Source organism: Agrococcus sp. SCSIO52902 (assembly GCF_022983135.1).
GTDB classification, from domain to species: Bacteria; Actinomycetota; Actinomycetes; order Actinomycetales; family Microbacteriaceae; genus Agrococcus; species Agrococcus sediminis.
The window spans coordinates 2,063,926-2,076,122 of the sequence record NZ_CP095269.1 but is presented as its reverse complement, the minus strand read 5'-3'; the positions used below and the strand labels follow the sequence as shown (position 1 = coordinate 2,076,122).

The following is a 12,197-nucleotide window of genomic DNA, read 5'->3' as shown; positions in this document are numbered from 1 at the left end:
GTTCATCGGGTGTCTGTGTGTCGTCAGCCTGCGGCGACGATGTTGACGACCTTGCGGCCGCCCTTCTGGCCGAACTCCACGGCGCCCGCCTCGAGGGCGAACAGCGTGTCGTCGCCACCGCGGCCGACGTTGGCGCCGGGGTGGAAGTGCGTGCCGCGCTGGCGGACGATGATCTCGCCGGCCTTGACGACCTGGCCGCCGAAGCGCTTCACGCCGAGGCGCTGCGCGTTCGAGTCACGGCCGTTGCGGGTGGACGATGCGCCCTTCTTGTGTGCCATGTCTGGAGCCCCTTACTTGATCTCGGTGACCTTGAGGCGCGTGAGCTCCGAGCGGTGGCCCATGCGGCGCTTGTAGCCGGTCTTGTTGCGGTAGTGCTGGATGCGGATCTTGGGGCCGCGCAGGTCGGTCACGACCTCGGCCGTGATCTTCACCTTGGCGAGCGCGTCGACATCGGTCGTCACCTTGTCGCCGTCGACGAGCAGCACGGGGGCCAGCTCGACGTTGCCGTTGTCGTCGCCGGCGATGCGGTCGACGACGAGCACGGTGCCGACCTCGACCTTCTCCTGCCGGCCGCCGGCGCGCACGATTGCGTACACCACGTTGGATCCTCACTGTTGGAACGACTCCCGGCAGGGCCGGGACGAAGCTTGTGGCGCGCGCGAGATCGCGACCTGCACCAGCGGACAACGATACAGGCACGCGGCGCCTGCGGTCAACATGACGACGAGACTCACGTGAAGTGCCCGCGACAGGTTTGCGGTGCCTCACGTAGGAATGCCCGCGAAACTCTGAGGGCATGGGATGCGAGTTGTCGATGCAGGCTCGAGCGGAGATCACGGCCAAGTACGCGCGGGCGTACCTGCGGGCGTCGAAGGCGGAGAAGTCGCAGCTGCTCAACGAGATCGAAGCGGTGACGGGATGGACGCGCGACAACGCGCGGCGGCGGCTGCGGGCGGCCGCGAAGCCCCGCGCGGCGCGGCCGGGGAAGCGGAAGCGGGCCAGGAAGTACTCGTACGACGCGCTCAAGGTGCTGCAGCGCGTCTGGGCCATCTCCGGCGGCTCCTGCGGCAAATACCTCGTGGTCGCGATGGAGCCGCTGCTGGACGCGCTCGAGCGGCACGGCGAGCTCGTGCACGGCAAGGAGCGCTATTCGCCCGCGGTCCGCGCCGAGCTGCTGGCGATGTCGCCGGCGACGATCGACCGCTACCTGCGACCGGCGCGCGAGCGAGACCCGCTGCGGGGGTTGAGCTCGACCAAGCCATCGCCGCTGCTGCGCTCGTCGATCACGATCCGCCGCGCCGGCGACGAGGTCGAGGACGAGCCGGGCTTCTTCGAAGTCGATACCGTCGCGCACTGCGGGCCGACCCTCAAGGGCGAGTTCTGCCGCACGGTGAACCTCACCGACATGCGCCTCGGCTGGGTCCACACCCGCTCGATGCGCAACAACGCGGCCGTGCACGTGCTGGCCGTCATGAACAGCGCGATCGAGGCGATCCCGTTCGCGGTCACCGGTCTCGACTTCGACAACGGCGGCGAGTTCATCAACCACGACCTCGTCAACTGGGCCGCCGACCGCCACATCTTCTTCACCCGCGGCCGCCCCTACCGCAAGAACGACCAGGCCACGATCGAGTCCAAGAACGGCCACCTCGTGCGCGCCTACGCGTTCCACTGGCGCTACGACACCCCCGAAGCGCTCCGGCTCCTCAACCAGCTATGGCCGCTGGTGAACGACCGCTTCAACTACTTCCTGCCCACGAAGAAGCCCATCGGCTGGTCCACCGACCGCTCCGGCCGACGCCGCCGCGACTACGACGACCCGCGCATCCCGTTCAACCGCCTGCTCGCCGCCGGCGTGCTCTCTCCCGCGCAAGAAGCCGAACTGCGCGCCTACCGCGACAGCCTCAACCCGGCCGAGCTCGCTCGCCGCATCCAAACCATCCAGGACCGGCTCGTAGCGATCGCCCGCGAACCCACGCTCAAGCTCGCCGCCAGCCTCCAACAGCCACTGCCCGACACCGCTCGAGGCGTGAAGCTGCGCCGAGCCAGCTGACCACACACGCGGGCATTCCTACGTGAGGCACCGCTTCACGCACGCGGGCATATTGACATGAGGCACCTCGCATGACCGCCCGCGTGGCGCCCGCTACCGTGGGCGGATGGCGATCCTCGTCGACGACCCGCTGTGGCCGAACCACGGCACGCTGTGGGCGCACCTCATCAGCGACGCGTCGCTCGACGAGCTGCACGCCTTCGCGCGGGCCGCCGGCATCCCGTCGCGCGGCTTCGACCACGACCACTACGACGTGCCCGCCGAGCGCATCGACGCGCTCGTCGCGATGGGCGCCGAGCGCGTGCCCCCGAAGGAGCTCGTGCGCCGGCTCATCGCGAGCGGGCTGCGCGTGAAGGAGCGCGACCGGCCGCACTAGCCCGGTCGCGCCCCGTCGCGTCAGCGGTTCGAGTCGTCGGGCTTCGCCGTGATGACGCCCGAGGAGGCGCGGCGCGAGCGCCGTGCCGCCTTGCCGGTGCCGGGCGCCGGCGCGGCGAGCGCGTCGAGCGCGCTGCCCAGCAGGCCGTCGAGGTCGCCCTCGGTGGCCTTCGGCGCGGGCGCCTCGTGCACGGGCTCGAGGGGGATGTCGAGGATCGTGACGATCGGCTCGGCGGCGACGGCCTCGACCGCCTCCTTCGAGGGCGCGACGATGCCCGACGGCTGCTCGCCCGACGGCTGCTGCACGGGCTGCTGCGCCGCGGGCTGCTCGCCCGCAGGCTGCTCGCCCGCAGGGTGCTCGCCCTCGTGCGGGCGCCCCTTGCCCGCGGAGGCGATCTGCGACAGCCCCTTGCGGAGGTCGTCGGTGATCGCGTGCGTGCCGCCGGCGCCCTGCTGGTGCTGCTGGTGCTGCTCGGCCTGCTGCTGGTCGGCCTGCTTGCCGCGGCGCCCGCGGCGGCCGCCGCTGCTGCCGTTGCCGCCGGCGTCGGACTGCTGCTGGCGCTGCGGCTTCGAGACGGGCTCGTGGTGCACGATGATGCCGCGGCCGGCGCAGACCTCGCACTGCTCGGAGTAGGACTCGAGCAGCCCGAGGCCGAGCTTCTTGCGCGTCATCTGCACGAGGCCGAGGCTCGTCACCTCTGCCACCTGGTGCTTCGTGCGGTCGCGGCTCAAGCACTCGATGAGGCGCCGCTGCACGAGGTCGCGGTTCGACTCGAGCACCATGTCGATGAAGTCGATCACGATGATGCCGCCGATGTCGCGCAGGCGCAGCTGGCGCACGATCTCCTCGGCCGCCTCGAGGTTGTTCTTGGTGACCGTCTCCTCGAGGTTGCCGCCGGCGCCCACGAAGCGGCCGGTGTTCACGTCGACGACGGTCATCGCCTCGGTGCGGTCGATGACGAGCGAGCCGCCCGAGGGCAGCCACACCTTGCGGTCGAGCGCCTTGTCGATCTGCTCGGCGATGCGGAAGTGGTCGAACGGGTCGTCGGTGCCCTCGTAGGCCTCGACGCGGTCGAGCAGGTCGGGCGCGATGGCCTCGAGGTACTCGCGGATCGTGGTGAGCGCCTCGGAGCCCTGGATGACGAGCTTGTGGAAGTCCTCGTTGAAGACGTCGCGCACGATCTTGACGAGCAGGTCGGGCTCCGCGTGCAGCCGCTGCGGCGCGGTGCCGGAGGTCTTCTGCTGCTGGATGCGCTCCCACTGGCGGGTGAGGCGCTCGACGTCGCGCGTGAGCTGATCCTCGGTCGCGCCCTCGGCGGCGGTGCGCACGATGACGCCGACGCCCTCCGGCAGCACCTGCTTGAGGATCTTCTTCAGGCGGGCGCGCTCGGTGTCGGGGAGCTTGCGCGAGATGCCGTTCATCGAGCCGCCGGGCACCGACACGAGGTAGCGGCCGGGCAGCGAGATCTGGCTCGTGAGGCGGGCGCCCTTGTGGCCGACCGGATCCTTCGTCACCTGCACGAGCACGGTGTCGCCGGGCTTCAGCGCCAGCTCGATCTTGCGCGGCTGGCCCTCGAGCTCGGCCGCGTCCCAGTCGACCTCGCCCGAGTAGAGCACGGCGTTGCGGCCGCGGCCGATGTCGACGAAGGCGGCCTCCATGCTCGGCAGCACGTTCTGCACGCGGCCGAGGTAGACGTTGCCGATCAGGCTCGACTCGGAGGCCTTGGCGACGTAGTGCTCGACGAGCACGCCGTCCTCGAGCACCGCGAGCTGCACGCGGTCGTGCTTCGAGCGCACGATCATCTGGCGCTCGACGGCCTCGCGCCGGGCGAGGAACTCGGTCTCGGTCACCACCGTGCGGCGGCGGCCCGCGTCGCGACCCTCGCGGCGGCGCTGGCGCTTCGCCTCGAGCCGGGTGGAGCCGCGCACCTTCTGCGGCTCGGTGATGAGCGGCTTCTCCTCCTCGACGTCGCCGCCGCGACGGCGCGACCGGGAGCGCGTGCGAGAGCGGCTGCGACGGCCCCCTTGCGGCTCGTCGTCGTCCTCGTCCTCGTCGTCGTCGTCCTCCTCGTCGCGCAGCGACGGCAGGGCGGGCAGCGCCGCGAGGTCGGGCGCGTGGAAGAGCAGGCCGAACGGCCCCGTCGGCACCTCGGGCAGCGCGAGCGCGGCGGCCAGCGGGTCGTCGGAGGCCGAGTCCTGCGCGCCGGCGTCCGGCGCCGGGGCCGCGGGGTCGGTGAGACCGGGCTCGTGGCCGGGCTCCTGCTCCCCCGCCGCGACAGGAGCGGCGGCCTCGGCGGTCGGCTCGGCGGCGGGCTCGGCACCCTGGTCGTCGGCCACCGGCGCCTGCGCCGGGGCGTCGGCCGACGCATCCGCCGCCGCGTCGGCCTCGGCCGCCGGCGCCGTCCTGCGCGTGGTCGCCCGCTTGCGCTTGGGCCTCTGCGCCTCGGGCGCCTCGGCCTGCTGCACCTCGGCCTGCGCCTCGGTGGCCTGCTGCGCCTCGGCCGTGCCGGTCTGCTGTGCTGTGCCCTCTGCCTCTGCGGGGAGGGTCGTGTCGTCGTTCACCATCGCTGGCGCGCTCCTGCCGCAACCGGCGCCGCCGGTCGCCATCTCGCTCGCGACCGGGGCGCGCCCCGGCGCGAATCCTTCCTGACACCCCCTCGCGGGGATGGCCCGGGCTAGGCGTGCTGCCCGGAAAACCTGTGTGAGCGCCCGTCGGGCGCGCTGCGGGGAAGTCTACCCCACGAGCGCTGCGGGCTCAGGGCAGCACGACGCGCACCGCGAGGGCGACGAACGCGACCGCCGCGACGAGCGTGCCGACGATCGCAGGCCAGCCGTGCGGCTGCACGCGGCGCCCGATGCGCGCGCCGAGCAGCACGACCGCCGTGAGGTAGAGGCCCGAGACCGCCTCGAGGATCAGCATCATCACGAGCAGGTCGCCGAGCGGCGTCGGCGACGCGGGGTCGATGAACTGCACGAAGAACGACGCGAAGAAGAGGATCGCCTTCGGGTTCAGCAGGCTCGTGACGAGCGCCGTGCGGAAGGGCGCGAGCCGCGGGTGGGCGATGATCGGGTTGGGCGCGGTGAGCGGATGCGTAGGGTTCTCGGTCGCTGCGGGCTCGGCCCGGCGGGCCATGCGGGCGCGGATGCGCGCGACGGCGCTGCGGACGAGCCCGACCGCGAGCCAGCAGAGGTAGAGGGCGCCGGCCCAGGTGAGCGCGGTGAAGACGACCGGGTTGGCCGAGAGCGCCTGCGCCGAGAGCACCGCGAGCACCATGAGCACCGCGTCGCCGAGGAAGACGCCCAGCATCGCGCGGAACCCGGCGCGCGTGCCCGCCCGCAGCGCGCTCGTCGCGACGTAGAGGCTGTTGGCGCCCGGCAGCAGCACGATGACGACCACGCCGGCGGTGAAGGCGGCGATCGTCGCCGCGTCGAGGCTCACGAGCGCGCCCGACTGACAGAATGGTGCGCAGGAGGCTCCATGAACCCGTCACGTCCTGCCCACATCGCTGCGCCTGTCTGGCTCGGCGTGCTGCTGATCGTCACCGGGCTCGCGGGCCTGCTCGGCGCGTTCTCACTCTCGGTGGAGCGCATCGAGCTGCTGCTGAACCCCGAGGCGGCGCTCAGCTGCGACCTCAACCCGTTCCTGTCGTGCTCGGGCGCGATGGAGTCGGCGCAGGGGCGCCTGTTCGGCTTCCCGAACCCGTTCCTGGGCCTCATGGCGTTCCCCGCTCCGATCATCATGGGGGCGCTGACGCTCGGCCGCGTCGCGATGCCGCGCTGGGTGTGGACGGTCTTCTCGATCGGCGTGCTCGGCGGTATGGCGATCGTGCTGTTTCTGGCGCAGCAGTCGATCTTCGTGCTCGGCTTCGTCTGCCCGTGGTGCTTCCTGGTCTGGATGGCGATGTACGCGATGGCGTTCCCGCTCTGGACGTGGGCCTTCGGCGCCGGCGCGCTCCCCGCGCCTGCGGGGCTGCGGCGCACCGCGGCGCGCTTCTCGTCGTGGGGCTGGGTGCTGTCGCTCGCGCTCGCCGTGATCGTCGTGCTGACGATCATGGTCGTGCTGCCGGGCATCCCCCGGTTCCTGTTCGCCTTCTAGCGGCGGGCGCCGGGGCGCTCAGCCGAACCAGAGCGCGAGCTCGCGCTCGGCCGACTCCTCCGAGTCGGAGCCGTGCACGAGGTTCTGCTGCACCTTGAGGCCCCAGTCGCGGCCGAGGTCGCCGCGGATCGTGCCGGGCGCGGCCGTCGTCGGGTCGGTCGTGCCGGCGAGCGAGCGGAAGCCCTCGATGACGCGGTCGCCCTCGAGGCGGATCGCGACCGACGGGCCCGAGAGCATGAACTCGACGAGCGGCTCGAAGAACGGCTTGCCCTGGTGCTCGGCGTAGTGCTCCGCGAGCAGCGCGCGCTCGGGCTGCACCATGCGCAGGTCGGCGACGCGGTAGCCCTTGGCCTCGATGCGGGCCAGGATGGCCCCGGTCAGCTGGCGCTGGACGCCGTCGGGCTTGATGAGGACGAGGGTGCTCTGCATGCCTGCCAGCCTACCGACGCCGCACCGCCTCAGCTGCCGGGGGCGCCCCTCGGGTCGAGCCCCGCCGCGCGCCGCTGGCGCTCGATCCCGCGCGCCTTCACGAAGCAGAAGATCCACAGCCCGACGAGGATGAGCGCGACGACGCCCCACACCGGCTCGAAGACCGTCAGCGCCGCGACGGCCGCCTGCACCGCGAGGCTCACGACCCAGCCCCACGGGTGCCGCAGCAGCGGCATCGTGGCGATGAGCAGCACGCCGACGACCGCGAACGCCGTCGGCGCCGGCCAGTCGCGCGTGACGCCCCAGGACGCGAGCGCGCCGAAGACGATGCCAGCCGCCTGCAGCCCGTGCACGATGCGCAGCAGCGACTCCATCGCGCCGCGCGCCGGGCGGGCCCGCCGCTCGCGGGGGCTCACCGCTGCTCCTCGTCGGTGACCTCGACGGTGGCCGCCTGCCGCCGCGCATCCGGCCGCACGAGCCAGCCCGCCTCGCGGGCGTGGCCGAGCACGTCGCCGAGCAGGGTGATCGAGCCGGTCACGACGACGGCGCCGCCGCGGTCGGCCGCGCTCTCGCGCGCGGTCTCGACGGCGGTGCCGAGCTCGGGCTCCACGAGCACGCGGTCGGCGCCGAGCACCGCCACGGCCTGCGCCGCGAGGTCGTCGGCGGGCAGGGCGCGCTCCGAGCGCGACTGCGTGACGACCACCTCGTCGATGACCGGCTCGAGCGCCTCGAGCACGCCCGTCACGTCCTTGCCGACGAGCACCCCGAGCACGAGCGTGACCCGCTCGAGGCCGAAGAACTCCCCGAGCGCCGCCCGCAGCGCGGTCGCGCCGTGCGGGTTGTGCGCCGCGTCGAGGATCACGAGCGGCTGCGAGCCGATCACGTCGAGCCGGCCCGGCGAGGTCGCCGCGGCGAAGCCGTCGGCGAGCACCTGCGCGGTCATCGGCTGGCCGCCGCCGCCGAGGAACGCCTCGACCGCGACGAGCGCGAGCGCCGCGTTGGCGCCCTGGTGCGCGCCGAGCAGCGGCACGAGCTGGTCGATGTACTCGGCCGCGAGCCCGCGCACGGTGATGAGCTGGCCGCCGACCGCGACCGCCTGCGCGGAGAGCGCGAAGTCGCGGCCCTCGACGAGCAGCCGGGCACCCACCTCGGCGGCGCGTGCCTCGAGCACCGCGAGCGCCTCGGGCGCCTGCGCGGCGCTCACGACGATCGCGTCGGGCTTGATGATCCCGGCCTTCTCGCGCGCGATGGCCTCGACCGTCGTACCGAGCCGGTTCGTGTGGTCGAGGGCGATCGGCGTGATCACCGCGACGTCGCCGTCGGCGACGTTCGTGGAGTCCCACGTGCCGCCCATGCCGACCTCGAGCACCGCGACGTCGACCGGCGCATCCGCCATGATCGCGAGCGCGAGCACGGTGAACGCCTCGAAGAACGTGAGCCGGCGCTCGCCCGCCGCCTCGAGCTCGGCGTCGACCATCTCGAGGAACGGCGCGACGTCGTCGTAGCCGCGCGCGAACGCCTCGTCGGAGACGGGCTCGCCGTCGAGCATGATGCGCTCGTTGACCCGCTCGAGGTGGGGGCTCGTCAGCACGCCCGTGCGGAGCCCGTGCGCGCGCAGCAGCGCGTCGGCGATGCGGGCGGTCGAGCCCTTGCCGTTCGTGCCGGTGATGTGGATGACGCGGAACGCGCGCTGCGGGTCTCCCAGCAGCTCGACCGCGCGCCGCGTCGCCTCGATGCGCGGCTCGACCGCCTGCTCGCCCGCGCGCGCCAGCAGCGCCTCGTAGGCGGCCTGCGCCGCCTCGCGGTGCTCGAGCGCCTCGAGGATCCGGTCGTCGATGCTGTCGTCGGCCATGCCCGCGCCGTCCTCCGTCATGCCGCCGTCCTCGGTCATCCCTGCGTCCCCCGTCATGCCTGCGCCCTCTCGAGGGCGATCGCGAGCGGCGAGCCGTCGCCGACGCGGTGCGCCGTGCGCCCGTCGGCGAGCTCGCCCATCGTGTCGTCGACGCGCTCGAGCTCGAGCTCGAGCGCCAGGGTCTCCCCCATCACGAGCGCGCGGTTCGCCTCGAGCGCCGCGACGCCGTGCGCGTCGGAGCCGAGCCGCAGCCGGATGCGGTCGCTCACGTCGAGGCCGGCCTCCTTGCGCGCCTGCTGCACGGCCCGCACGACGTCGCGCGCGAGCCCCTCGGCCTCGAGCTCGGGCGTGGTCGCCGTGTCGAGCACGACGAAGCCGCCGCCGGGCAGGAAGCCCACCGCGGCCGTCTCGTCGGCCACCTCGAGCGCGAGCTCGAACTCGCCCTCGGCGAGCTCGATGCCGCCCGCGACGACGGTCTCGCCGTCGACCGACCAGTCGCCCGCGCGAGCGGCTTGGATGGCGCGCTGCACGTCCTTGCCGAGGCGCGGGCCGGCGGCGCGCGCGTTGACCTGCAGGCGCCGCGAGATGCCGTACCGCTCGAGCGCGTCGGGCCCCGCCTCCTCGAGCACGACCTCCCGCACGTTCAGCTCGTCCTGCAGCACCGCGCGGAACGGCGCGACGTCGACCGCGCCGACCACGGTGAGGGTGGGCAGCGGCAGCCGGACGCGCTTGCGCGCCTGCTTGCGCAGGGCGTTGCCGACGCTCGCGATGGCGCGCACCGCATCCATCTGCGCGACGAGCGCGTCGTCGGCGGGCAGCTGCTCGGCGTCGGGCCAGTCGGCCAGGTGCACCGAGCGGCCGCCGGTGAGGCCCTTCCAGACCTCCTCCGTCACGAGCGGCGAGAGCGGCGCGGCGAGCCGGGTGAGCGTCTCGAGCACCGTGTGCAGCGTGTCGAACGCCTCGCTGCCGGAGCCGTCGGTGGCGACGCCCTCCCAGAACCGGTCGCGCGAGCGGCGCACGTACCAGTTCGTGAGCACGTCGAGCAGCTCGCGCACCGCGAGCGTCGCGCCCGTCGCGTCGAGCCGCTCGAGGCTCTCGGTCGCGGTGACGACGGTCTCGCGCAGCTTCGCGAGGATGTAGCGGTCGAGCACGTCGGCGGATGCGGTGGAGCGCTTCGCGACGTACGGCGCGCCGTCCTGCGCGCGGTTGGCGTAGGTGGCGAAGAAGTACCAGGTCGACCACAGCGGCAGGTGGAACTGCCGCAGCGCCTCGCGGATGCCCTCCTCCGAGACGACGAAGTTGCCGCCCCGCAGGATCGAGCCCTGCAGCAGGTTCCAGCGCACCGCATCCGACCCGTAGGCGTCGAACGACTCGTTGACGTCGGGGTAGTTGCGGCGCGACTTCGACGCCTTGAAGCCGTCGTCGCCGAGGATGATGCCGTGGCTGATGACGTTCTCGAACGCCGGCCGCCCGAAGAGCGCCACCGAGAGCACGTGCAGCACGTAGAACCAGCCGCGCGTCTGCCCGATGTACTCGACGATGTAGTCGGCGGGGCTGTGGCTGTCGAACCACGCCTCGTTCTCGAACGGGTAGTGCACCTGCGCGAAGGGCATCGAGCCCGAGTCGAACCACACGTCGAGCACGTCGGGGATGCGCCGCATGGTGCTGCGCCCCGTCGGGTCGTCGGGGTTCGGGCGGGTCAGCTCGTCGATCGCGGGCCGGTGCAGGTCGGTGGGGCGCACGCCGAAGTCGCGCTCGAGCTCGTCGAGCGAGCCGTACACGTCGACGCGCGGGTGGTTCGGGTCGTCGCTCTTCCACACCGGGATGGGGCTGCCCCAGTAGCGGTTGCGGCTGATCGACCAGTCGCGCGCGCCCTCGAGCCACTTGCCGAACTGCCCGTGCTTGACGTTCTCGGGCACCCAGGTGATCTGCTCGTTGGCGGCGAGCAGGTCGTCCTTGATCTCGGTCACCCGCACGAACCAGCTCGAGACGGCCTTGTAGATGAGCGGGTTGCGGCAGCGCCAGCAGTGCGGGTACGAGTGCACGTAGGAGGCCTGGCGCAGCACGCGGCCGGCGTCCTTCAGCAGCTTCGACAGCGGCTTGTTCGCGTCGAACACCTGCTGGCCGGCGACCGGCGCGACGACGTCGAGGAACCGGCCGCCGTCGTCGACGGAGAGGATGGTGGGGATGCCCGCGGCGTTCGAGACCCGCTGGTCGTCCTCGCCGTAGGCGGGCGCCTGGTGCACGATGCCGGTGCCCTCGCCGGTCGCGACGTAGTCGTCGACGAGGATCTGGAACGCGTGCTCGGTGCCCCACTCCTCGGCGTCGGCGAAGAAGTCGAACAGCGGCTCGTACCGCACCCCCGCGAGCTCGGCGCCGGGCATCGTGCGGACGATCGCCGCGACGGCGTCCTCGGCCGAGTCGTAGCCGAGGTCCTTGAAGTAGCCGGGCACCGTGGCGGTCGCGAGGAGGAAGGGGCCGTCGCCGGCGGTCGTGCCGTTCGGGCCGGCCGGCACGACGCCGTACTCGACCTCGGGGCCGACCGCGAGCGCGAGGTTGGTCGGCAGGGTCCACGGCGTCGTCGTCCACGCGAGCGCCGCGACGCCCGACAGCTCCAGCGCATCCGCCCGCTCGCCCGAGAACGGGAACGTGACGGTCAGCGTGGTGTCCTGGCGGTCCTGGTAGACGTCGTCGTCCATGCGCAGCTCGTGGTTCGACAGCGGCGTCTCGTCGCGCCAGCAGTACGGCAGCACGCGGTAGCCCTCGTACGCGAGGCCCTTGTCGTGCAGCGCCTTGAACGCCCAGATGACGCTCTCCATGTAGGTGATGTCGAGCGTCTTGTAGCCGCCCTCGAAGTCGACCCAGCGCGCCTGGCGGGTGACGTAGTCCTCCCACTCGTCGACGTACTGCAGCACCGACTCCTTCGCCTTCGCGTTGAAGACGTCGACGCCCATCGCCTCGATCTCGGCCTTCTCGGTGATGCCGAGCTGCTGCATCGCCTCGAGCTCGGCCGGCAGGCCGTGCGTGTCCCAGCCGAACACGCGCGGCACGTGCTTGCCGCGCATCGTCTGGAAGCGCGGGAAGACGTCCTTCGCGTAGCCGGTGAGCAGGTGGCCGTAGTGCGGCAGGCCGTTCGCGAAGGGCGGGCCGTCGTAGAACACCCACTCCTGGCAGCCCTCGCGCTGCTCGAGCGAGGCGCGGAACGTGTCGTCGCCCTTCCAGAAGGCGAGGATGCCGCGCTCGAGCGCCGGGAGGTCGGGGCTCGCGACGACGGGCTGGTCGCCGGAGAGCGGGTAGCGGCGGGCTGGCTGGTCGGTCACGCTGGTCTCCTGCATCCTTCGGAACTCGGATGCGGGGACGCTCTCGCGCGGTACCACCCCGCTTGCGGTTCC

General features: G+C 72.5%; 11 protein-coding genes. 3 read left to right on the top strand and 8 right to left on the bottom strand.

The window, feature by feature from the left end:
* Positions 1–23: 23 nt before the first annotated feature.
* Both rpmA and rplU read right to left on the bottom strand, forming a co-directional pair.
* The gene (rpmA, locus tag MU522_RS10220) at positions 24–278 is read right to left on the bottom strand and encodes a 50S ribosomal protein L27 (RefSeq protein ID WP_128189736.1); all 255 of its coding nucleotides are present in this window, start codon (positions 276–278) and stop codon (positions 24–26) included.
* 12 nt (positions 279–290) lie between these two features.
* A complete protein-coding gene (gene rplU, locus MU522_RS10215) occupies positions 291–599 on the bottom strand; it encodes a 50S ribosomal protein L21 (RefSeq protein WP_123697699.1) in 309 nt (102 codons plus the stop codon).
* A gap of 215 nt (positions 600–814) precedes the next feature.
* Between rplU and MU522_RS10210 the strand changes: the two genes are divergently transcribed.
* The gene (locus MU522_RS10210) at positions 815–2,053 is read left to right on the top strand and encodes a transposase family protein (protein WP_246990639.1); all 1,239 of its coding nucleotides are present in this window, start codon (positions 815–817) and stop codon (positions 2,051–2,053) included.
* 106 nt (positions 2,054–2,159) lie between these two features.
* Positions 2,160–2,429 carry a DUF4031 domain-containing protein gene (locus MU522_RS10205; protein ID WP_128189734.1) on the top strand — a complete coding sequence of 90 codons (270 nt, stop codon included), beginning with the start codon at positions 2,160–2,162 and terminating at the stop codon, positions 2,427–2,429.
* A gap of 20 nt (positions 2,430–2,449) precedes the next feature.
* Here MU522_RS10205 and MU522_RS10200 read toward each other — a convergent pair whose 3' ends face one another.
* Both MU522_RS10200 and leuE read right to left on the bottom strand, forming a co-directional pair.
* On the bottom strand, positions 2,450–4,993 hold the full coding sequence (locus MU522_RS10200) for an Rne/Rng family ribonuclease (RefSeq protein WP_246990862.1): 2,544 nt from the start codon (positions 4,991–4,993) through the stop codon (positions 2,450–2,452).
* A 190-nt stretch (positions 4,994–5,183) separates the two neighbouring features.
* Entirely contained in the window at positions 5,184–5,867 is a 684-nt protein-coding gene (leuE, locus tag MU522_RS10195; protein ID WP_128189732.1) for a leucine efflux protein LeuE, read from the bottom strand.
* 39 nt (positions 5,868–5,906) lie between these two features.
* Between leuE and MU522_RS10190 the strand changes: the two genes are divergently transcribed.
* The gene (locus tag MU522_RS10190; RefSeq protein WP_128189731.1) at positions 5,907–6,524 is read left to right on the top strand and encodes a vitamin K epoxide reductase family protein; all 618 of its coding nucleotides are present in this window, start codon (positions 5,907–5,909) and stop codon (positions 6,522–6,524) included.
* 18 nt (positions 6,525–6,542) lie between these two features.
* Here MU522_RS10190 and ndk read toward each other — a convergent pair whose 3' ends face one another.
* The 4 genes from ndk to ileS are packed head-to-tail and all read right to left on the bottom strand — an operon-like array spanning position 6,543 to position 12,125.
* The gene (ndk, locus tag MU522_RS10185; protein ID WP_246990861.1) at positions 6,543–6,953 is read right to left on the bottom strand and encodes a nucleoside-diphosphate kinase; all 411 of its coding nucleotides are present in this window, start codon (positions 6,951–6,953) and stop codon (positions 6,543–6,545) included.
* Positions 6,954–6,982: 29 nt separating this feature from the next.
* Positions 6,983–7,369, bottom strand: a complete 387-nt coding sequence (locus MU522_RS10180) for a DUF4233 domain-containing protein (RefSeq protein WP_246990860.1) — start codon at positions 7,367–7,369, stop codon at positions 6,983–6,985.
* Entirely contained in the window at positions 7,366–8,805 is a 1,440-nt protein-coding gene (locus MU522_RS10175) for a folylpolyglutamate synthase/dihydrofolate synthase family protein (RefSeq protein ID WP_246993518.1), read from the bottom strand. Before MU522_RS10175 ends, MU522_RS10180 begins: the two co-directional genes overlap by 4 nt.
* A 53-nt stretch (positions 8,806–8,858) precedes the next feature.
* Positions 8,859–12,125, bottom strand: a complete 3,267-nt coding sequence (ileS, locus tag MU522_RS10170) for an isoleucine--tRNA ligase (protein WP_246990859.1) — start codon at positions 12,123–12,125, stop codon at positions 8,859–8,861.
* Positions 12,126–12,197: the final 72 nt, after the last annotated feature.

Coding starts and splice junctions, on each gene's coding strand:
- MU522_RS10210 (WP_246990639.1), top strand. CDS start 815: ATGCAGGCTCGAGCGGAGATCACGGCCAAGTACGCGCGGGCGTACCTG.
- MU522_RS10175 (WP_246993518.1), bottom strand. CDS start 8,805: ATGGCCGACGACAGCATCGACGACCGGATCCTCGAGGCGCTCGAGCAC.
- ndk (WP_246990861.1), bottom strand. CDS start 6,953: ATGCAGAGCACCCTCGTCCTCATCAAGCCCGACGGCGTCCAGCGCCAG.
- MU522_RS10200 (WP_246990862.1), bottom strand. CDS start 4,993: ATGGTGAACGACGACACGACCCTCCCCGCAGAGGCAGAGGGCACAGCA.
- MU522_RS10190 (WP_128189731.1), top strand. CDS start 5,907: ATGAACCCGTCACGTCCTGCCCACATCGCTGCGCCTGTCTGGCTCGGC.
- MU522_RS10205 (WP_128189734.1), top strand. CDS start 2,160: ATGGCGATCCTCGTCGACGACCCGCTGTGGCCGAACCACGGCACGCTG.
- rpmA (WP_128189736.1), bottom strand. CDS start 278: ATGGCACACAAGAAGGGCGCATCGTCCACCCGCAACGGCCGTGACTCG.